Here is a 21,485-nt window from a genome sequence, read left to right on the forward strand (position 1 = left end):
GAATCTGTATCAACATTCCAAATAAAGTCTTCTTTAAAGTCAGAATTAAAACCAGTTGTGATGTCTAATTCACTGTCAAAATCCACTAAATCTGAGTTATTAGAAGATTCCTCTAAGGGATTAGAGTTGCACATAAAATACCTGTATTTGTTTTTTAAAACGTCAATGTGATCGTCACAGATATGATACATGGTATATACGAACTAGACCACACGTAATTGTTATTCACGTATGGTCTGGTATATACCTTTTAAGGGAGGGTTTTAGAAAGATAATTGCTGGATTTCTTGATCGTTATCTAGGGTTTTACCCTCATGTAACTCAGCCTTATAAGCTGGCTCTTCTGCAGGATTAAGCATACGGTTAATTTCATTTAAAAAGTAACCATTACCATCAGGAAGCTTAGATTTTAAATCCAAAAAGGCAGCTTCAATTTTGGTTGTACTGTCCAGCTCGTCAACAAAGCGTTCAACATCCTTGAGATCAAGCGCAAATCTAAACTCATTACGGCCTGGCTCAGTAAAGTGGATGTTCAACGATTCATCTGTTTTACCGCCTTTAGGATCATGGAATACGTTGGTATTCGACATAAAACGATTGAACTGTTTTGCAACAGATTTTACCGTCACATTAAAGCAGTCTGAACCGTTGTAGTAGAACTCAATACTTGCTTTCTTGTACGGGAAATTAACCTTAGTACCCACATAGTTATTGCGGTTGAAATCAATGTTTACAGGCAATTGATTAAAGAAGTTCGCAATCTCTTTAACTTGCTTAAACGTCACTTGGTTTTCAAGAGAGCTTTCAAACAAGTCAGTTGGTGTATTTGATGGCAATAATAACGCACGGTTACGCATACCATCAGCATCGGTAAATATAACGGTTGAATGTCGTAGATCTAGTGAGCTGACAATCTTATGTGCCTTGAACATATTGCCCGTTAAGGTAATCGCTTGTCGTGTGACATCACCAGACGGCGCTTTTTCAAAATAGGTACGCGTATAACGGGAATAATTGTTTTGTTCAGTAAATAAGTTCACCAAGGGTTGACGATCCTCAACATGACGTCTATTCACATCAGCATAAGAATAAAATTCAGGATTGAAGCGTTTTAGGATAATACGTCCTTTTTCACTCACTGGAGCTACCCAATCCAAGTCTTGCTTGGCATTTTGCATGGTGTAATTGATCAGTGGAACTTTAAACGACTTCTTATCACCAGGGTAAACCAAATCAAGCTTAACCGCATTCGGTGTGATTGCACCTCCACGTAACGGCGGTAGGTCTAGACGTAGCAAAGCACCTGTTTTGTGATCTGGCGTCACTTCATCATCAAAAAGACTAGGTTTTGAGATAAGGAACAATAACCCATGCGCTGAATGACCTTCTTTTTCGTTCCTTTCCATAGAACGAGCCAAGAATTTTAGATCCTGAACAATTCGATACATGCGATCAAAGTTAGAGGTCAAAATAGGATCATTGGCTAGATAAACCGCTTCAGCTACTTTCTCAAAGGCATCTGCAGAGTGATCATCAGGTTTACGAAATTGAATATCATCAATGTGTTTTACATTGGCTTCAACAACACCGAAATGATCAAATACTTCGTGTCGATAATCACGAATTACTTCACCACGCATTTGCCCACTTTTGAAAAATAACTTTTGCTTAGCAAAGCCTTCATATTTTTGGTACATCAATGCCTCAAAGTTATAGGCATAGTGTAGTAGTCCGTTTACCGTTTCATTGATGTTTTCATTGATACGTTTAAATTGACGCACCAGATAATCATCACTTTCTTTGAACATGAGTTTTAGATTGTCAGCACGTAATGGCTCAACATGTTCAATGTATTGCAGACCTTCAAAACGCACAGGTAGATCAAAGGTATTGATCTTGGCTGCTTCTGTTTCTGAAGTCACGGTAAAGAAGTTGTCCTTCACTTCAAACTCACGGACTTTTTTAGCTTTCCAGTCTAAAAAGTTGGTCTTGAGTGGGTTACGACCCAACAAGTCTAATTCACGGATCTTATCGTTATAGTCAACAACCAAGTCTTGATAAACCTGTTCTTGCTGACTAATCGGCATCAAAATCAGTTTAGATAGCAACTGGTTCACATGATAGTTTTGCGCCGTGCGATACGATGGTCCTTTTTCATCATCCGAAATATCAATATCAAGTGTGTTCGCCAAGTTCACGTTATTTTTCAAATAGTCCAACGATACCCGGTTGCCAATGTAGTTGAGCATGTCAGGATAATCGTTTTCGTTAAACTTGGTTTCTGAGTTGGCAGAGACGTTCGCTGATAGGGTAGACAGTTTACGCATCATCATTAAGTGCATACGTGTTTCTGCTGGAATACCCGAATCTACTGTCGTCATAATCGGATGTGATTCTTCACCACGGCGACCCACACGACCGATCATCTGAATCGTATCGGTAGAGTTCTCAGGTTTTTGCAAGAAAAACAACTCACGTTGGCGCAAGTGATCCGATGGAATTGTAGGATCAGGGTTTTTGGCTGCATGTAGAGAAATACCCGTACAACCAGAGCGAGTCACAATAACAACATCGATTTCACCAGATTGGAATTTTGATTGAACCAAAATCTTACCTTGTGTCGTATTGTTCTCTTGTTTATTAACCTTCCATTTGCCGTCTCTTGTTTCCGTTAAGTGGATCTGACGGCCAGAGATTTCATCAATCTTGAAGCCAGCTTTTGTCACCTTGTTACGTAGTACGTCCAAAGGCATCAAAGGTAGATCAGGGAACTTTTGAATCTTTTCTTTGATACGATCCAAAATGATTTTATACGGACTTACCACTGGATCGCCGTTTTCATTAAATGTCACTTCCGTACTGAGCTTCTTAACGAACGAGTTACCGTAGTTATCTTCAGCTTTCACCACATCGATGCGATCTAACATCACTTCAAGCAAGTCACGGAATTGTGGGAGTTCATCTAAAACAGAAATTTGACTTTGCAGATAGCTACCGCGCTTATCTTCAAGCTTAGTCAATTCCTTTTGAATATTTTTCGCTGCTTTTTCATCGCCAGCGTCACGGTTTTCTTTGATCATGAGTTTTTGAAGCTCATTTTCAAGAAATTCAATTTCTGACGATACCGACTTGAAGTTATTAAACGCTTTTTCTTTTTCAGGCGAATCAGCGGTAACGTCTTGCGCCGTATCTGCTTTTAAAATCGCTTCCATGCGACTTTGCATCAAAATGTTGAATAGACTCTCACCCGTATTTTCCAAACCAATCACGGGCTTTCTACCCTCATGTAATGCCTGAATCACAGCATCACTTGTAGAGTCAGTTTTCAATGCCAATAGGAATTGCTTTTGGATCTGGTACATTCGAGATCCAAAGTTCATCACACTCAAACTTAAACGGTTTTTCGGATCGTCTGAATCCTGATGAAAGTCTAAATTGGCAACAGCATCATCATCATTGGCAATGTTTTCTAGCGCATCGAGGCGAATATCTTTAGAAAATTTCACCATGTCCGTCAAGATGTCAGAAAGAACATCTGAGTAATTGTGAAATTTCTTAATTTCCTCTTCAGTTGGCACAAAGGTTTGAATGGTAATGTGCGAGAGATCTTGCTCTCTACGAATCATGGCAGAGCTGTCTACCAAACCTTCAGAAATAAACTCCAAAATTGGACCATCTGCATTTTCGATAACCTTTTGTAAGTCATTACGAGATACGGATCGAGGGAACAATTTATGGAAGAATTCAAGATTTTCAGGTTTCTTAATTGCCGATGCAGACTGGAAATTAATTAGATTGGTCTGATCAATAACATCTAAGAAAAATTGACTTGTAGCTGATTTCAAGGATGCTGCACGGTGCGTTTCATCCATCACCAAAACAGTGTCTTGATTAATAAAACGAGTCAATAACGCACGTTTCCGGTTTGGTCGGTTAAATTGGCTATACGTTGCCAATACCAAGTCATGTTGCGCTGGAATATCTTCAATTTCCTTAGGCAGATCTTGGCCAGTGAATAAAACCTCTTCAGTACCAAAGCGGTTAATCACAGCATCCGAGTTAAAGATAAACGGATCTTTAAAGAACTTGTCACTGTCTGTAGCAACAATATCACGCCAAATGTCGTTCAAGAGTTGCGTTGTATCTGTAAGGAAAACAGGGGGCTTTCCTCTTAACGCACTATATCGTAAACACGCAGCTGCAATACGACCTTTACCTAAACCCGTCTGGTCGCCAATAAGCACAGGTAAGTTTTGGTCAAAACGTAAAATGATATGGGCAACCGCATCGACCTGTTCACATGCAAAAGCGGACTTTAGTGCATCAAAATTGTCATATTGCAATTTCTTAGCGACATAGGCATCAACAAGAGTAGGGTAGTTACCATTATCGACTTCAGCTTGGAAATTGATACCCCCAAAACCTAATACATTTTGGATGTGTGTAGTCAATTGAGCATTTGCCTGATTAATCGCTTTAATCTGGTTTTTAGCCACTAAAGCAATTGGCTCAGATGCCATAGACATCGGTATATACTTAACTTGGTATATATTTTCCGGAGTTGGTTCTGTTGTGTTTTCAGCATTAGGAACAGGAACAATCGGCTGTAAATTTGATTGGTCAGATTCAACAGTCGGTTCTTCTTTTTGCTCAGTACCGATCGCTAATTCAGAATTTAACTTAGCAATCTCTTCAGCAGTTAAACCCGGTTCCTGTTTTACTTGCTCTACCGCTGGTTCTTCAGCTGGTGTTTGTTCAGGTGTTTCACCCTCATTGGTCGCCGTGGTATCACCTACTTGAAGATTAACGTCATCGTCAAGGTCTTCATCCTGATTTTGGTTCTCGTGCGGATTCTTTACCTCAGGCACGAAATCATTGTCATTTTCATTTTCAAACGTTGGTGTAGCTTCAGTTGGTGTAGGTACATCATCATCTGAACTGGTTGTTTGCGTACTAACTTCAACGGTTCCAAAGTCAAAAGAAACTTTATTCGGTTTTGATTTAGGTTTACGACCAAACATCGGTTTTGGTTTGACAGCTTCCTCTTGCTTAATCTCTTCTTCTTTAGCGACCACGACTTCATCAAACATAGTGACTGCAGACGTAGGCGTTACACTTGATGCAATATCTTCAAGTGGCGAAACAGGCTGTTCATCACCTAGACTGGCAAACAAATCGTCATTTTCTTTTTCAACAGGCTTAACCTCAACAACAGGTTCAACCACTGGTGCTTGTTGTGCTTGTTGCTCAACTGGAGTCGGAGTAGTTGGCTTGAAGTATAGATCCTTATTCGGATTCAAACGATTATAGATTACGTTATTAGCCCATCCCCAAAGTTCGTCATAGTCCGTAATGACTTTCAACTTATCTGGTACCACAGAAGATTGGTAAGTTTGTAGTAACGCTTGTTCGTTTTTACGATTGCCTACCACTAACATACGAACATTTTGATTAGCGCCGTTTCGTGCATATGCATTGCCGTGGATTTCTACAACCGCCTCAACTTCATAATGCTTATAGAGATAATTAAGTAAATTCTTTGATTTACGCTCAACCGTACCATCTGAAATCTGTTTATCTGAGCCAATAATGAAAACTGAACGCCCTTGATCGTTTCGTGCGTTTAGTGATTTAACCAGAATGGCATGGTCCAATTTATCCGTACTGAACCAGACGTTTTCTGATGGATCTACCAATAATGGGTTTGGATCTACGCCGTTACGCTGTTGAACCAAAATTGGTGCAACACGTTCTAGTTTATCCATAGCACCAAAAGGAGGGTTGGCAATCACATAGTCAACTTTTTGCTTAAACGTTTGCTCAAAATCAATTTGTGTAGCATCTGCAGTAACAACCGTGCATTCATAATTTTGAGTCAGTGCTTTTGTACGTTCAGCACGTTTGGGATCTAACTCAACCGCATAGACAGAAGCATTACGCTCTTGGGTTAATAAACCGATTAAAGATCCATTACCCACAGTTGGCTCGAGCACGGAAAAGTTTTGTTTTGTTCGGTTATCACCCTCAATCAATAAGCGCTGAGCCACAAGTGACATCGGGATTGGAGTCGAATATTGCTGTAACATACGAATCGTATTGTTTCGCATGGTCTTAGTCGGCATGCGATTGTATAACGCTAAACTCGTTTTAAATGAGCTCTCAGTAAAATCAAGCTCACCTAACTTTTCGACCATCACTGTTTCAAGCGCTTCTTCTGCAGTATGGATCTGTTTATCTGTTACCTTGGATACATCAACGTCAGCATTTTTGGCTTGCGTGATTAGAGCTAAAAACTTTAAAAAGTCCTGGTGATTATGGCTCTTTGTTTCATGTTCTAATTGATAGATATAGCCTCTTAAGCATTCTTTTAAATCTTTTTGCTTGGTCGCACGTAAGTACAGACTAGACGGCTGATCATTAGGACCTTCAGGTATTTGCGTACCTTGGGCATTCACGTAAAAACGGTTATGAGCTGAAGCATAGATTTTGTTGCCATCAGAGTTATAACCGAGTGGAGTTGCACTATTCAACGCAACGTTCAATCGTTGTGGCACCAATGTTTTTGCTTGGGCATTGAATAAATCATGCAATTCTTGGCGAGTCGCAAGCACACTACGGATAAATTCTTTTGGAATACCCAAAACTTCATGAAACAGTCTTGGTTTGATCGTTTCATTCAAATTGTATTGATACAAGTGACCGTCAAAGTGAGGATAAGCCTCAAACTTCATCGGTGTAAAACCAATGTTATTCAAATTTTCTTTAGATAGTTTTTTTTGAACGTCCAATAAAAGTAATTGGCTATCCGTCTGGCCAACACGCCGTACATCGAGATATACACCAGCTTGTGATAAGTCGATCCATTTAATTTTTTCGTTTAAATCATGAGTAGTCATAGCGAACCTGAAGAAGAATTATTTTATTTGATTAAAAAGTCATGTCGTTATAGACATCAGAAGTCGCAGCCTTTTCTTGGCTTTTCTTAACATCCATTTCTGGCTGTCTGACTTTCATCATTAACTCTTGCGGATCAGGTAAAAGATCGTGGTTGAAGTTCTTAGATAACGGACTATCGATTGAAGCTTTATGTTGCTGTACATGCTCTACCGTAATTTCTGAAAAGTTCAACGCATTCATACGGGTTTGAGTAAGTTCAACAGGCTCGATAAACGAGACAAAACAATTATTCGAGTTCCGTTGGTGTGGTTGAATAACAATAAACGCTTCAGCAAATTGCTGTTTTGCATGCGTCAATTTATTCATGGTCTGACGATCAACTTGACTTAAAAATTGAGGATTTAAGTCGTGCGGTTTTGGATTGCCGTAGTCATCGGTAAATTGATTCACTAGGGGAGGTGCACCAACACCACGAACACCCTCACCAGTACGTAAATCTATTTCTGGATCTACCTTGCGAAAACCAGCGTGAGGCGTTTTATTGTTGAAAAATTTCTTTAAGAACGTGTCTTTGTAAAGCGCACCTAGTTGTAGTTGTTGGCCATGATAAACCTCAGGCAGTAATTTTTGACTCACCAAGCCAGCGTAAAGACGTTTTAAATTTTGATTTTTTTCTTTGTCTACATCTTCATTGTAGAACACTTTAATTTGTCGATCGCCAAGTAATGCAAACAGGGCAATACGGGCCTGGTCCATAACATAAACGTTCTGAGCCTGTTTATCGAACTGGTCTTTTTCATACTGGTTGGATGGTACAAAATTTGGATCAAATGTTGCGGTGTGAAAGTCATTGCCGTTCAAAATATCTTTGATACTTTCAATCGGATCTTTAGCAACCCGATAAGACTTTTTAGTTTTATCAATACCGCCACGTTCCATCAACGGATCTGGCTTAGCGAATTGCTTAACACTTTCACGATCAGCACTGTCATAGGTTGGAATCAATGGGATTGTAGTTAATACAGAACCAGACTCATAGCGCACAACAATTTTTGAAAATGGAATGCGCTCAGGTTGGTTGTCAGTACTATTCGATAAAGATTTAACAAGAAGCTGTAAATTATTTTTAATAATAGCGTTATGAAGTGCTGGAGAATTAATTTTTACATTGGGCACTTGCATATGTGCTGCATCTTCAATGATTTGAGCTTTAACAAAGAAATCGCCGTTTTTTTGTTGATGCACATTGATAGAAGTGACTGCTTTGATTAATTGTGAATTCGGGTTGTTACTCATTACGTTGCACCACTGAGCAACATAAGTTTTATAACCGTCAAGAGATTCGTAGGGTGAGTCAACACATTTGTCAAAACAGATAATTCGACCACGGTTAGCACCGCGATTATGTGTGTCTAATGAAGTACGTTGGTTACGTCCAGAATCAAATTTTGCGTGGACTTCATCTACTGAAACATTCTCAGTATGATGCTTGTTGAGTTTATTAATGATCTTCGTGAATTCTTCAGATGAACTCATTCGTATGCGAACTGGTTCATTGGTAGACATATCAAAGCCGTATGCATACAGCTCGTCTTGTTCATCATGTTTGTAAAATTGATCTACAGTCATGACGATACGTTTAATCGTATTATCACTTTTACTCATTTCTTAAATTCCACGCTTTATATTTTTGATTGCTGGTCATTGACTCAAGCTATTTATAAAATACTACAAAACCTCATTGGTATATACTAAGGAGGCAAATAAAAAATTAAAAAATATATTAAAAAGTTTAAGAGTAAATTTTTAAAAAGAAATTTTTTGTTTATTATCTTTCTAATTAAGGGAAGTTAATTAGGGACATTTTTTATGCTTATTTTTCATGATATTACAGGATTAGTACGGAAAAACACAAATGGTACGAGCGAAAATCAAATTCATTTGAGCGCAAATTGAATTTGAATTTTTAGAAAATAAGGCGTTTTTAGCTGGTTTTTGATGTTTTTATCCACTTTCCTATTAAATTCTATCCACAAATTAAGTTCTTGTATATTAGAATGAATTTAAAAATATGAGTAAAATATTGTTCATTTTTTAGCTTTTTGCAATATTGGAAATTTGCAAACTAGCAAGTGTTGTAAGTCGCTGTTTATAATAAAATTAAATAGAATAAAAAATACTTCCAGCGCAAATTAAATTCATTTGAGCGCAAATTAAATTCAAAACGTTGCGGATAACTTCTCCAATTTCCTGAGAGCCTTGATAATAAAGACTTTCAGATTTTATGAGGAATAGCCCTTATATATGACCCAACGATCGCTATTTAGCTTGTTTTACGACAAATCAATAACTTACGCCATTAGGACGGAAGAAAGTTTACAACCCATTTATAAAAAACTTTCGCTGAGTTCAGACTATAACAGAAAATCAATGAGTTACGCCATTAGGACGGAAGAAAGTTTACATCCACTTATAAAAAACTTTCGCTCGTATTTTGACACAACTATAAATCAATAACTTACGTCATTAGGACGGAAGAAAGTTTACAACCCATTTATAAAAAACTTTCGCTGGAAGTTAGGTACAGCCAAAAAGTTATAACCTAACCTTAAAACATACTAAACATACTATCTATGATAGTTGAGCTATTGGATCTGGACAAAAAAGTAAAATCAATAACTTACGCTATTAGGACGGAAGAAAGTTTACAACCCATTTATAAAAAACTTTCGCTCGTATTTTGGCACCACTATAAATCAACAACTTACATCATTAGGACGGAAGAAAGTTTACACCCACTTATAAAAAACTTTCGCTCGAAATTTGCCAGCAATATAAATCAACAACTTACATCATTAGGACGGAAGAAAGTTTACAACCCATTTATAAAAAACTTTCGCTCGAAATTTGCCAGCACTATAAATCAACAACTTACATCATTAGGACGGAAGAAAGTTTACAACCCATTTATAAAAAACTTTCGCTCGAAATTTGCCAGCACTATAAATCAACAACTTACATCATTAGGACGGAAGAAAGTTTACAACCCATTTATAAAAAAGTTTCGCTCGAAATTTGCCAGCACTATAAATCAACAACTTACATCATTAGGACGGAAGAAAGTTTACAACCCATTTATAAAAAAGTTTCGCTCGTATTTTGGCACCACTATAAAACAATAACTTACGTCATTAGGACGGAAGAAAGTTTACAAACCATTTATAAAAAAGTTTCGCTGGGTGCCTATCTTGAGCACATATTTATTTGATCAAGTATTACATTGGTTAACTTACATTGTAATTGTGAATATTACTCATATAAGGCACTGTTTTTCATAGTCTTATTTATTAAGAAATTACTGTTAAAAATGCTTTTAATCGTAGTCTAATTAACGAATTGATGCTATAATGTCTACTCAGAATGCCTATGGGAATTCGAGATATGCAATATCAATCATTTAGTCTTAGACATCAAAAAATACTCATTGACTTCAATGTGTTTAGCTCTGGCTCGTCTGATATTTTGCTAAAAGGTGTTTTATCTGCCGAATTGCTTATTCTAGTTGATAATTTAAATGCATTTTATTCTGCAGAAGACGGTAGATACGTTGTATCAGCTGAAAAAGTTAACCACGTTACAGGTCTAGATTTTAATAAGAAAACTATCAACCAGATCATGCGTGAAGCTTGTGATTTATCATTTATGATTGATACAGATGCGAAGCAAGCTGCAGCACCTATGATTGACGAAATTCAAATCTTATCAAGTGGCGATATTACTTTTAAACTCACTAAAAGCTTTGATTTTTTTAGAAATTCTCTTAGTTTTAAAAGCATATATGAGAAGCTACCATACAGGTTCACTACTTCTAAACTAGAGTTACCGCAGATCGGTCAACAAATAATGTTAATTGCGTAATTAAGCCTCTGACGAGGCTTTTTTATTGTCTAAAATTTAGTTAGTATATACACAGCTTTAAAGCGAAAAGACTACAACGTTAGTTGGGTTGCAAATATATTTTTATTTTTATTTTTTAATTCAATCTCAGGCAATGTACGTTGTACGTTGTCTAAAGTGGAGCAGTTATGCAAGATTCTTCACAAGTCTGCATAAGTAAAGGAATTTCAGAAGATGAAATTTTTGGACTATCGCAGTCAATCAAAGACTCAATTATTAATGCCGAAACAAAAACCATGGATCTCTTGGGTTACGGCAACAAAATCAGTAATTTCATAGTCGAATGTTATCTAGATATTCCAGTTGTTGATCAATTCATTTTTTACTTAATGTTGGTGAATGCCAAAAATAAGTATGCACATCAGCTGCAGCGCGTTATCGCTGAAAAACCTGAATTATCCCAAATTGAAGCATTACAACTAGCGAACAACTTTGTTCTGAATTTTGAATACATCCGTCAAATTCTTTTATTCAAAAATAAAGCTAATTACCTTAGCAATGGCCGTATCAAATCTTTGGCATGGAATACGCTAAATAGTGTTGGTAAAGTGATGCTACCAATGAGCTCTTTACGCCAAATGGACAGCGAACCATTTTCAAGAAATGACGTAGACAGCGTAACTCATAAAAGAATGTTTGCCAGTACGGGCTATTTTGAATTAGATAACAATGCGTTTATTTGCTATCAGCTTGAAGAAACGTTGATTGCCAATCTATCTGAATTAGATTTTGATAAAAAGGGGCGCTACACAGTTCTCGACACTTTAACGGTTCTTGGATTTAAGGACCGTTTTGATCTTTATATGTATAACTTGATGAAGATCAATGAGTTTCGTGGCGAAGTGGTTATTCCTTACATTGACTTCAAAGCATTAACCGAGTTTTCAGTAGAATTTAAATACAAAGCAAGTGATTTTTACCGTAAACGACTTCTTGTTTCATTAGAAAGACTGAATAACAATCCATCTATTGAATTATTTATTTCTGTTAAGTATGAACCATGCAATAAGCGTACACCAGATCGTGACAATTTTTGCAATTATCGTTTTCAGATTCAGTTGAAGTCCAACTATCGTAAAGCGCTTAATACATTAAATGAAATGTGTGCAAAGGTTCAGGATGAACAGGGCAATGAGCTTAAAATCAGTAATGCGCTCTTCACTTCAGCAATTCGATTGAATAATGGTGAACCTGAAAAAGTAATAGAACTTGTTAAGGATCGTTTAGCTGCTTATACAACTAAGAATGGACCATCATATTTAGCTAAAAATCTTAATTTGGTTGCGTCTTATGTTACGCGAGCTCTAGAAGATCTATATAAAAGTAATCACTTCTTTGAAAGATTCCTAAACGATATGAAGCAAGCAGATAATTTACTTTATCTGAGAAATCGTGATAAGAAAGTTGAGATCGAAAACAAAAGTGCATCTACTTTCTCAAGCGAATTCATTAATATTCGCGACAAAGTTGATGTTACCACTTGTGAAATTCTTACAAACGCTGAGTACATTTCAAAGAAAACGGAAGCTACTGTAATTATTGATTATGCTTTCATACGTAATTCTATTTTTATTACACATCCTCATTTGCGCCACCAGCGAAATGCAGACGAGAAAAAATACATAGATCTCGTGTGTGAAAGCACAAAGCTTTGCCAAATATTCTTTGGTACGGGTAATGAAAATAAAAAAACGTTAACTCAAAACTATTTAACAGAACTCCTGTTTGAACATTTTTTTGATGATAATTTCCACTTGAACTCAGATGTATTAAAGAATCTTCTAAAAAAAGATAAGGACTATTGGGTACAAGAAAAGCAAAAGACATTTATGCGGTTGTGGAAACTTGCAAATGAGTTCAGTTTAAAAGCTATTAGTCCAGCGAACTACAACGGTAAAGAGAGTTCAGACAATGAATAATAAACTTTATTTATGTGCAATTTTTACGGCTACTATATTGAGTAGTAGTGCAAATGCCGATTTTAGTGATTGGTATAAAAAAGCAACTTCAAATGAAGATTCAACTCAGCAAGTGCCAGCTCAACAACAGCAAGCACCTGGTCAAATTCAACAGCAAGCACCAGTTCAGGTTCAGCAACAGCCGATACAGCAAAGACAATATAATTCTAATCGGAACACCACAGCTACGCGTTACCAAAACAATAATGCAAATGTCACTGGTGATTCTGGCCTTGAAGCACGAATGAATAACTTGAATTCGACCATTGAGAATCTAAACAAGTCATCAAAAAGTGGTGACAACCTCACGAATAACTATCTAAATATTGTTCAATTCATAGTGATAAACGAAGAAACACGTAAATTGGATGGTAAAGACAATACATCACTGATCAATAACATGTTGGCTGGTATTGTGAGTTGTCAGAATAAATACAAAGTCGATGTTATACAAAAAGTGAATAATCAACTCCCAAGAGATGTTGCTAACACCGTACAACGGTATTTAAGCCAGAATGGACGCTCTATTGGTGCAAACGGCAACTGTTTATACTAATTAAACCCCCTTTTAAAACCGTCCTTAAAAGGCGGTTTTTTTTATTCTTAAAACATACCTATTTATTTTAAAACCACATTCTATATACTACTAACAGTTTAATGAATATTAATGTGGGTTTTATCATGATCAGTTCTAAAACAATATATGAACTATATCAATTGCTGAATCAATCCGAAGTACAAGAATTAAAATCATCTATAACTGAGACTTTTGGTGCAGATGTGGAAAGTGAAGTTGATAAAAGCCCGGTCTTACAGCAAAAGATCAATTATTTTATTTATCAATATATACATCTCAAGCATCCAGAAAGAACAGACAAGATCTTATTCGATGCAAATGAGTCGGCTCACGAGGTTGTAAAAACAGAACACCTTAAAAGTGAGCCAGTACCCTTATTAAAAGATTTTGTATCAAACAGCAGCAATAAAAGTTTAGCACCTGAAGAACAAAAAGATGTAATTGCAGTCACTTTACCAGCCGAATTATCTGACATTCCTGTTGAACCAACAAATCAAAACCATACAGGAAATAATGAAGTAAAACATGACTATAACATTATCCTTGATGGTCGAACTAAGCTAAATATATTGCTCGAAAGATATTTAAGTGGTGTTGATGATGTGGCTCGTGAAATCATTGTGAAGTGCTTTCTTGTTATCTCTATATTTGTAGCACTGATCTCTCTTGTTATGGTTCTTCTGAATACGACCAATATTAACCAGATCCAAGAAATGTATGATATTGGCCATAAAACATTCCTATTCCAATATGCTGAAGTCTGCAATGTAAATGTTGAAGTTGCAAAAGCGAATCCATGTGTTATCTCAGAAATCAATAAACGTATTTCTGAACTATCAAATAGCAGATTTTGGAACACGTTCGGGGTGGTGCTTTTCTCACTTTTATCGTGCTTTTTCTTCTACCATATCTCTACTTACCGTGATTCTAAAGATAAGCACAACGGCTAGTCTTAAAAGGAGGGTAGGGTGTTTTAAAATGGTCTTAAAAGGCCATTTTTTTATTTTAATAACAAAGTTTTATAGTTGATAAAAGGTATTCTAAAAGTATAATAGATACACTCTTAAAACTGGAATGCGTTGTGCTTTTTAAAATTCCAAAAACGGGTGAGATTGATTCAAGTGAACAATCGATGACAGGCCTGGTACTCAAATCGGCATACAACTTAGTTGCCATTTTCAATATTTGCTACATCTTTGTAGTTGTATTCTTTGTGTTTGAAATGTTTTTAAATACAACGATATACAAGATTAAATATCTACCAGAAACCCTCAATACTCCATCATATATATTGCAAATCATCATATTCATTTTATGTTTTTCTTCACTTCTGTATGCGATAAACAAAATGTTTGATGAAAAGTATATCCCTACACGCAAAGAAATCTATCTATTCCTTATCTCTTTTACTATCAATAGTTTATCAATGTTTAATTTTTTAGCTACCAAATAACACTGTAATACCAAGTTCCCACCGTAGCCTAAGCAAAAGTTACCTGTTTTTTTGGGTTTTAAAAGCAGTGAACAAGGGCAGAATTAAAACACAAAAAAATAAAATTAATAGTTTTAAAAAATATTTTTTAAAACTAAATCAGTGATAATATGTAACCAACGTTAAGTTTAAGAAAGTATATTATGTCTGATATTCGCAGCATCTATTTTTACGGTAATAATAAAAGCATCAAATTGGGTAAAAACCCAATCTTAAATACTGTCTTTGAAATTTTTCCAGCCACTAAAACCCCTTTAAAGCGGATTCTTAATCATAACCACCAGTGGGTTAGTAATTGCGCTTTTTACGTGCCTAACGATGTGAAAAGTGAATGGGTTAAAACGGTAACACTTTCAATTTTGACAATCTCAATTATGGCTTCCTTCCGTAATGCAATTGCACAGCAAAAAGGGTTGTCACCAAACGATGAAGCACTTGATGAAGAGGTAGAGAACCTTGTGCCAGATTCGTTATTCAATTCTGCTATTGAATTATCGGATCTTAAAAAAAGTTTATTAGAAGTTCTGCCAAATTTAATGAGCGAATACCTTGCACAAAACTTTGGTGAATACGAAAGCATTATTACAAACGGTGTAGCTAAGCTTTTTATTGATAACCATGAATTTTTGGATAAGCAACTTGATTCTGATGCTGGAACAGATAATCAGATTTCAATGTTAAATTTTACTGACAATGCAGATGAATTATTTCACACAACAAACTATATTTTAGTCCGTATTGCTGATTCAAATGAAAACTTGAAAATCAACTTTACTAACAGCAAACCACATGCAGAACACTTAGGCCGAATTCTGCATACATTGTTGGGGGATGAAAGTTTTGAGATCTCAAAAGGTTCAATTGAGATACCTAATGACGAAGATGGCCAAGAAATTTTCATCTTTGAAAAAGAAACGAACTTTATTGATTTTTACAATTCATTATTGCTGGAAGTTAGTTTTTTTCTAGATCATGCAACAGTCTTAGAGCATATAGAAAAGTATGCACCAATTAACCAAACACTAAGCAGTTTGAGTGAGAATTTAGAAAAGAATATTAACTTTGTCATTTCTTCATTCAAAGAAACTCGCGATCTATCTGCATATTTAGAAAGCCGTGCTCAAATCATAGGGTTAATTCATGAAGCTGCACAAATCGCCAGCATTGAAATACAGCCAGTTGCTCAGGCTAAGGACCTTAAATCGTTAATTGAATCGCATCACCTGGTTACTTTTAATGATAAAGACACCTTTAAACAATTTAATTTATTTTGAGGTGAATATGAAATTTGTTATTAAAAATGGCATTGGTACACGTAAAGTCGAAGTGGATCTCGCATTAGATATACCATTGGTGCTACAAAAATCCATTTCTGTAATTGAGTATGAAGATTTCTTTAAATATTTTAGTGAGCAACATTTTCACATTTGCAAATTTAGAACGTTGAACTTTAAAGATAATAGCGTAGAGGGAAGTAGTAAGGAATTAAATCGCTTTATCTGGCTTGCTATGGCACATCAAGCTTATATGGAGCGTAAAGCTTTACTACCAAGTAAATATATTGCGGATCTAGAAGCTTCAATTTCAAGCATGTTTAATTTAGAGAGCGAATCGCGAGAATGGTACCGAGCTATTCACAAAGCCATAGATGCTTACCTTAAATCACAATTTCCTGAAGCAATAGATTTTTTACCTTCCAACATTGCACCACTGGATGAAGTGACTAAAATTCTTATGCAAGAAGTACAGCCAGTGATACCAGTTGCAGACGAGCCAGCGAAGCTTTATAGCTGATTCTAGAAATAATTAAGACATAAAAAAACCATCTAAAAATTAGATGGTTTTTTTTGTTTGTGTTTTTATAATTTTGCGAATACTTCAGGATTGTCATTCATAAACTGTTCAATGAAATCATTGTCTAATTCGACATGTTTTGGAAGCTTCTCATGTTCACGAACAATGGATTTTATAGATTCAATATTTTGCTGATTGAAAACAGGTGTTGTACGGCTCTTATAGCCAGTATCAGCCATCGCATAGCGATCATCAAACATACCTGAAGAGGTATTAGAATCGACTTCTGAGTCGCTTATAGATAGTGTTAAGTTGCGGTCTTCAGCTAACTTTAAAATGAATTCGTCAGAGATAAAGTTACGTAGCTCATGCAGCATAGATTCAACTTTATTGTGTTTAAAAAGCACCTTTGCAATTGAACGACAAGATAAGAAACCTTTTGTGATGTTTAGATCTAGTAATTTTTGAGGAATGATTGGATCGCTTTTCTTGTTGCTATTCGCGATCTGTTCAACTTCTTCATCAGTCATAGAAGCTATAATGTTTTTAAAGAAATTGCCATATTGAAACTTTTCAATTTTCTCCAGCATTGTCACTTGTTCTGTATCTAATAAGCAAAAAGAAATAGGTTTAAGCTTGCGTTGGTCGGTTTTGCTTAAACTGCCATTTTGGTTTAAGCGGTTCTCTTTGGTTTTAGCGTTAGTTTTAGAGTTAGTCATTTTAAACACCTTTCAATATGTTTTAAACTTTGGTTAATACCAATAATCATATTATAAGTGGTTTTAGCTAAAATACAAAAAATGAACATTTTGTTTTTTTAAAAAAATCTTTTAAATGTTTTTCGTATATACTATAAGAATATCTATCTTAAAAGGTATAACTCGTGATTAAAACTGATACAGGCGATACGGTTGGAGGGGGTTTAACGAATCCTCAGGATGAAGTTCTAGCATTGTTAGAAGAGTGCTTAAACTCTGAACAATATACAGCTCGTATTACTTATATTTGTGAAGATGGCGGTCAATTAGTAGGTAAAAAGGCAGCTTTAAAGATTTTAAAGGAACAAGAGGACAATGGTTTAATGCTGGTTCCAATACCAGTCTTAGGAAAACAACTAAGAGTCTGGAGTGGTTTAAGTAAAACCAAAATGTCTAGTCACACAGGATTGTACAACAATATACAGTGGTCAAAGTTTGAAAGTGGCGAAAAGTTAATAACAAAGCAAGCGTGGACATTACTTCAACTTAGACTTGGGGTTCATCCAAAATACAAATTGGTTTTAAAAAATGAATTAGATGTCGAGTGAATTATATGTTAGTGAAATTAGCCCTTAGTGGTCATGCTTCTCCAGAAGCTTTAAGTAAATTTGAACGTATCAAAGCGTATGTGCCAGATAGCGCACCTGTTTTGGTCACATACTTTAATAAACAAGTTTTATTAAGTGATCTACTGGTTAATTTTTCTAATTTTTTACCATCGCTCGAAATCACAAAAGATAAAGACATGCTGGTTACGATTAGAGGAAATGAAACACCTTTAGTCGAATTTATTGTCAATTTAAAACTATACAGCATGAAATTAGGCAAACTTTTCTTTGAATTTGAGAATCAATTTAAAGAAAAAGAGCAAGACTTTAAGGGCTTTATTAAACGTCACAAACTTAAAGGTTTTGATCATGCCAATTTTGTTAATTACGTGAAACTAGGTGCATATGATAGTGCTTTAGACATTATCAAACACCAGTACGAAAGCGTTAAAAAAACATTCTTTGTACTGTTTAAAGATCGTTTCACCCTATTAGAAAGCAAGGGTTTTATTTAAGGATATTCTATGGAAATGTTAGATCCATCAAACACAAACCCTGGGCTCTTTTTAGTCATAATGGCTACGGCAATTGGTACCATACTTTTTGGTTTTTTAATTGTCGCTTTAATTGCACGATATAAGTTCAAGATTAGAGTTACGGTATCTAGTTTTATAGCTGCAGTTACTTTATCTGTATTTAGCTTTATATGCTTTGGTTCACTTGGTCCGATGGAACCTAAATACAGTACTTCAGTTGTTCAGCTTTATGCGTTGGGCTTACTGGCTGGTACTTTAATATTAAATATAGTTCTTCTGAAATTATTCAGCCCTAAAACTATTGAACAGTTAGCTTTGAAAGGTTTTAATAAGTCAGAAAATGAACAAAAAGAGCATTACAAAAACATCTTAAAAGAGTTTAAATGTATTACTGATTTGGAAGATAAAAACAAGCTTAATAAGCGCAGTTTTAACTTGTTAAATGTTTTTAAACATAAAGGAAAACAAAATGTTTGATTTTAAGATGAAATCTTTGTGTGTTTTGGCTGTTGCCGGATCTCTTTTAACTGGTTGCGTATCTAGTACTATTGATGGAATGGGTTCTAAACGCAAACAAATCATGTTGTATTCTGAAAAAGAATATCTTCAGCAAAGTACTCAGTCTTACAACAACATCATCACGACTGCTAAACAGCGTGGATTGATTGTGAATAACGCTCAAGTAAATAGAGTAGCAAAACGTCTTATCGCACAAGTTCCACATTATCGAGCTGACGCAGCAAATTGGAATTGGGAAGTTAATACAATCCGAGATAATGAAATCAACGCGTTTTGTCTATCTGGAGGCAAGATCGGTGTGTTGACTGGTTCTATCACAAAAATTAATGCAACTGATGATGAATTGGCTGCACTGATCGGCCACGAAATTGCACATGCTTTACGTGATCATGGGCGTGAAAAGGTAAGTAAAAAGCTTTTAACTGGTTTAGGTGTGCTTGCAGCTAGTTCGGCTGGTCTTGGTGACATGGTTGTATCTGGCACAAGTTTACTAGGCGATTATGGGGTTAACTTACCTGGTTCGCGCAAACTTGAAAGTGAAGCGGATCTTCTAGGTGTTGATATTATGGTTCGTGCTGGTTACAACCCACAGGGCGCAGTCAGCTTTTGGAATAAAGTAGTAGCCCAAGAAAAACAGGGCACTAAAATTGATTTCTTATCAACGCATCCTACTTCAGAAAAAAGAATTGTAGCGATCCAAGAATACATCAACCAAAATTACAGGAAATAATATAAGGAGCTGGTTATGGATATTTACACAGTTATCCGAGTGAGCAAAAAGTTGTTTGACCACGGTTATGTTGTAATACCAGAACACAAAGTAGATTTTAAATCGGCTTTACTGCTCTTAAATGAACAAACCGTTGATGATCGATTTCTAATATCTAAAGATATAGTAGGTGCTGAAATCAGAGGGAATTTTGCCTTAATTGAAAAGGAGGGGAAGTTTCAATTGTTTACCAAAGGAATAGATTACTTTTGTTTGAATGTTGAGCCTGAAAAATCCAGTACTGATCCTAAACCTGAAAAAGAGGTAAAAAAGAGTAAAGTAGTTCTCAAAAACCGTTATTTATATAAAAGTGGCGTGAAGAAGATAGGGGAGCTGGACACGTACAAGAAAAGAAGCGTCAAGATTACGAATGTAGGAAAACCATTTGTACTAAAACAAAAATTGCATGACGTTCCAGATTGGCTTTTTGAAAAGCTAAAAGACCAAGATGTATGTTGGATCTATTTTGAATATGCTGAAGAACAATTATCAGAGGCACCAATAGAAACTGCACCAATCAATTTAAAAAGTGACATTGAAAGTTGTGTTAAATACTTTAAGTTACATGGTGAAAAAACAAGAAAAAAACCAATTATCAATGCTGAAGCACCAGGTAACGTAAACCTATTCAGATATTGTGATTTACGGCGCATTGATCAGGAATTAAAAGTCTTATTTGTTTGTAGTGAAAACTATCTTTGGTTACTGGAACAAAATAGACAAGATCCACTACCTAACATCAAATTAAACAATATTAGTTTTGGCGGTTGGATCATTCCCAAGACGACAAACCAAGATATGTTGAATAAGCTAATAATGTTAGATAAAGAATTAAAAACGAATCCAGATGCTTATCTTCTAAGTGTACGAGAGAGAGATGGATCCGTAAATTTGAACAACTCCTATAAGTGATATTCTGCTCCTCAAATGATGTTATAAACATCAAGGCTCTAGACTAGCAAAATGATTATGTTAGTCTAGAATCATGATAGAAAACAGTAAATTAAGTCACTACAAGATTAAAAAAATTATTCAATGCTTTTGTGTTGATATTCCTGCTTCCAAAACAGCCTTATTACTCAATTTAAATCGTAATACGATTAACTATTGGTACATGCTTTTTAGAGAAACTATCTATGATCATCAAACAGATTTAAGAGCTAAGTTTGTTGGTTCAATAGAAGTAGATGAAAGCTATTTTGGAGCGAAAAGGCAACGTGGGTTTCATGGAAAGTTAAAGTGTGGTCGTGGGACTCTAAAACAGCCAGTATTTGGAATATTCGAACGTAATGGGCGCGTCTATACTGAAATCGTACCTGACTGTAAAATGAAGACTTTACAAGAGGTTATCATTGGTAAAGTTTCACTTGAGAGTGTGATTTATAGTGATGGATGGCGTGGCTATAATGGTCTTGTTGATGTGGGTTATTCAAAGCATTTTAGGGTAAATCACGGAGCAAATGAGTTTGCTAGAGGAGAATGTCATATAAATGGAATAGAATCATTTTGGAGCTTTTGTAAAAGAAGGCTAGCAAAGTTTAACGGCATATCAAAAGAGTACTTTGATTATCATCTTAAAGAAACTGAATGGCGTTGGATGAGGGAACCTAATGAGTTAGCAACTGAGCTGTGGAACCTCATTAGGTAAAATTAAGTGTAAATCTGCTAGTCTAGAGCCAC

15 protein-coding genes are annotated in these 21,485 nt (G+C 35.7%); 12 read left to right on the forward strand and 3 right to left on the reverse strand.

Annotated elements, in window-relative coordinates; all coding sequences use genetic code 11:
- Window positions 1-263: 263 nt before the first annotated feature.
- Together JFY49_RS16900 and JFY49_RS16905 are read right to left on the reverse strand one after the other, a co-directional pair.
- A complete protein-coding gene (locus tag JFY49_RS16900) occupies window positions 264-6,896 on the reverse strand; it encodes a strawberry notch C-terminal domain-containing protein (RefSeq protein ID WP_200224913.1) in 6,633 nt (2,210 codons plus the stop codon).
- A gap of 31 nt (window positions 6,897-6,927) precedes the next feature.
- Window positions 6,928-8,562, reverse strand: coding sequence for a hypothetical protein (locus JFY49_RS16905; protein WP_200224914.1), 1,635 nt, complete (start codon window positions 8,560-8,562; stop codon window positions 6,928-6,930).
- A 1,776-nt stretch (window positions 8,563-10,338) separates the two neighbouring features.
- On the opposite strand from JFY49_RS16905, the gene JFY49_RS16910 reads away from it, so the two are divergent.
- The 6 genes from JFY49_RS16910 to JFY49_RS16935 all read left to right on the forward strand — a co-directional run bounded on the left by JFY49_RS16910 (window position 10,339) and on the right by JFY49_RS16935 (window position 16,675).
- Window positions 10,339-10,815, forward strand: a complete 477-nt coding sequence (locus JFY49_RS16910) for a hypothetical protein (RefSeq protein WP_005005780.1) — start codon at window positions 10,339-10,341, stop codon at window positions 10,813-10,815.
- A gap of 167 nt (window positions 10,816-10,982) precedes the next feature.
- Window positions 10,983-12,773 (forward strand): hypothetical protein, encoded by a 1,791-nt coding sequence (locus tag JFY49_RS16915; RefSeq protein ID WP_005005779.1) that lies wholly within the window; start codon window positions 10,983-10,985, stop codon window positions 12,771-12,773.
- 37 nt (window positions 12,774-12,810) lie between these two features.
- Entirely contained in the window at window positions 12,811-13,368 is a 558-nt protein-coding gene (locus JFY49_RS16920) for a transporter (RefSeq protein WP_227609667.1), read from the forward strand.
- Window positions 13,369-13,493: 125 nt separating this feature from the next.
- Window positions 13,494-14,339, forward strand: a complete 846-nt coding sequence (locus JFY49_RS16925) for a hypothetical protein (protein ID WP_024160863.1) — start codon at window positions 13,494-13,496, stop codon at window positions 14,337-14,339.
- 685 nt (window positions 14,340-15,024) lie between these two features.
- On the forward strand, window positions 15,025-16,155 hold the full coding sequence (locus tag JFY49_RS16930) for a hypothetical protein (protein ID WP_005005771.1): 1,131 nt from the start codon (window positions 15,025-15,027) through the stop codon (window positions 16,153-16,155).
- Window positions 16,156-16,162: 7 nt separating this feature from the next.
- Window positions 16,163-16,675 (forward strand): hypothetical protein, encoded by a 513-nt coding sequence (locus JFY49_RS16935; protein WP_077170163.1) that lies wholly within the window; start codon window positions 16,163-16,165, stop codon window positions 16,673-16,675.
- Window positions 16,676-16,740: 65 nt separating this feature from the next.
- Here JFY49_RS16935 and JFY49_RS16940 read toward each other — a convergent pair whose 3' ends face one another.
- Entirely contained in the window at window positions 16,741-17,394 is a 654-nt protein-coding gene (locus JFY49_RS16940) for a hypothetical protein (protein WP_005005764.1), read from the reverse strand.
- A gap of 164 nt (window positions 17,395-17,558) precedes the next feature.
- Here JFY49_RS16940 and JFY49_RS16945 point away from each other — a divergent pair, with 164 nt between their 5' ends.
- The 6 genes from JFY49_RS16945 (at window position 17,559) to JFY49_RS16970 (ending at window position 21,453) form a co-directional block, all read left to right on the forward strand.
- Complete coding sequence (locus tag JFY49_RS16945) at window positions 17,559-17,981, forward strand: hypothetical protein (RefSeq protein WP_005005760.1); 423 nt, start codon at window positions 17,559-17,561, stop codon at window positions 17,979-17,981.
- A 5-nt stretch (window positions 17,982-17,986) separates the two neighbouring features.
- A complete protein-coding gene (locus JFY49_RS16950) occupies window positions 17,987-18,496 on the forward strand; it encodes a hypothetical protein (protein ID WP_005005759.1) in 510 nt (169 codons plus the stop codon).
- Window positions 18,497-18,505: 9 nt separating this feature from the next.
- Window positions 18,506-18,994 (forward strand): hypothetical protein, encoded by a 489-nt coding sequence (locus JFY49_RS16955; RefSeq protein WP_005005757.1) that lies wholly within the window; start codon window positions 18,506-18,508, stop codon window positions 18,992-18,994.
- A complete protein-coding gene (locus JFY49_RS16960) occupies window positions 18,987-19,766 on the forward strand; it encodes a M48 family metallopeptidase (RefSeq protein WP_005005756.1) in 780 nt (259 codons plus the stop codon). Before JFY49_RS16955 ends, JFY49_RS16960 begins: the two co-directional genes overlap by 8 nt.
- 15 nt (window positions 19,767-19,781) lie before the next feature.
- On the forward strand, window positions 19,782-20,717 hold the full coding sequence (locus JFY49_RS16965) for a hypothetical protein (protein WP_005028393.1): 936 nt from the start codon (window positions 19,782-19,784) through the stop codon (window positions 20,715-20,717).
- A gap of 73 nt (window positions 20,718-20,790) precedes the next feature.
- Window positions 20,791-21,453 (forward strand): IS1595-like element ISAcra1 family transposase, encoded by a 663-nt coding sequence (locus tag JFY49_RS16970; RefSeq protein ID WP_087527698.1) that lies wholly within the window; start codon window positions 20,791-20,793, stop codon window positions 21,451-21,453.
- The last annotated feature ends 32 nt before the right edge of the window (window positions 21,454-21,485 follow it).

The sequence above is a fragment of the Acinetobacter sp. CS-2 genome (assembly GCF_016599715.1).
Taxonomy (GTDB): Bacteria; Pseudomonadota; Gammaproteobacteria; order Pseudomonadales; family Moraxellaceae; genus Acinetobacter.

What these genes read in the sequence shown, in the direction of transcription:
- JFY49_RS16965 (WP_005028393.1), top strand. Translation starts at nt 19,782, where the DNA reads ATGGATATTTACACAGTTATCCGAGTGAGCAAAAAGTTGTTTGACCAC.
- JFY49_RS16950 (WP_005005759.1), top strand. Translation starts at nt 17,987, where the DNA reads ATGTTAGTGAAATTAGCCCTTAGTGGTCATGCTTCTCCAGAAGCTTTA.
- JFY49_RS16915 (WP_005005779.1), top strand. Translation starts at nt 10,983, where the DNA reads ATGCAAGATTCTTCACAAGTCTGCATAAGTAAAGGAATTTCAGAAGAT.
- JFY49_RS16940 (WP_005005764.1), bottom strand. Translation starts at nt 17,394, where the DNA reads ATGACTAACTCTAAAACTAACGCTAAAACCAAAGAGAACCGCTTAAAC.
- JFY49_RS16910 (WP_005005780.1), top strand. Translation starts at nt 10,339, where the DNA reads ATGCAATATCAATCATTTAGTCTTAGACATCAAAAAATACTCATTGAC.
- JFY49_RS16955 (WP_005005757.1), top strand. Translation starts at nt 18,506, where the DNA reads ATGGAAATGTTAGATCCATCAAACACAAACCCTGGGCTCTTTTTAGTC.
- JFY49_RS16905 (WP_200224914.1), bottom strand. Translation starts at nt 8,562, where the DNA reads ATGAGTAAAAGTGATAATACGATTAAACGTATCGTCATGACTGTAGAT.
- JFY49_RS16930 (WP_005005771.1), top strand. Translation starts at nt 15,025, where the DNA reads ATGTCTGATATTCGCAGCATCTATTTTTACGGTAATAATAAAAGCATC.
- JFY49_RS16960 (WP_005005756.1), top strand. Translation starts at nt 18,987, where the DNA reads ATGTTTGATTTTAAGATGAAATCTTTGTGTGTTTTGGCTGTTGCCGGA.
- JFY49_RS16900 (WP_200224913.1), bottom strand. Translation starts at nt 6,896, where the DNA reads ATGACTACTCATGATTTAAACGAAAAAATTAAATGGATCGACTTATCA.
- JFY49_RS16935 (WP_077170163.1), top strand. Translation starts at nt 16,163, where the DNA reads ATGAAATTTGTTATTAAAAATGGCATTGGTACACGTAAAGTCGAAGTG.
- JFY49_RS16925 (WP_024160863.1), top strand. Translation starts at nt 13,494, where the DNA reads ATGATCAGTTCTAAAACAATATATGAACTATATCAATTGCTGAATCAA.
- JFY49_RS16970 (WP_087527698.1), top strand. Translation starts at nt 20,791, where the DNA reads ATGATAGAAAACAGTAAATTAAGTCACTACAAGATTAAAAAAATTATT.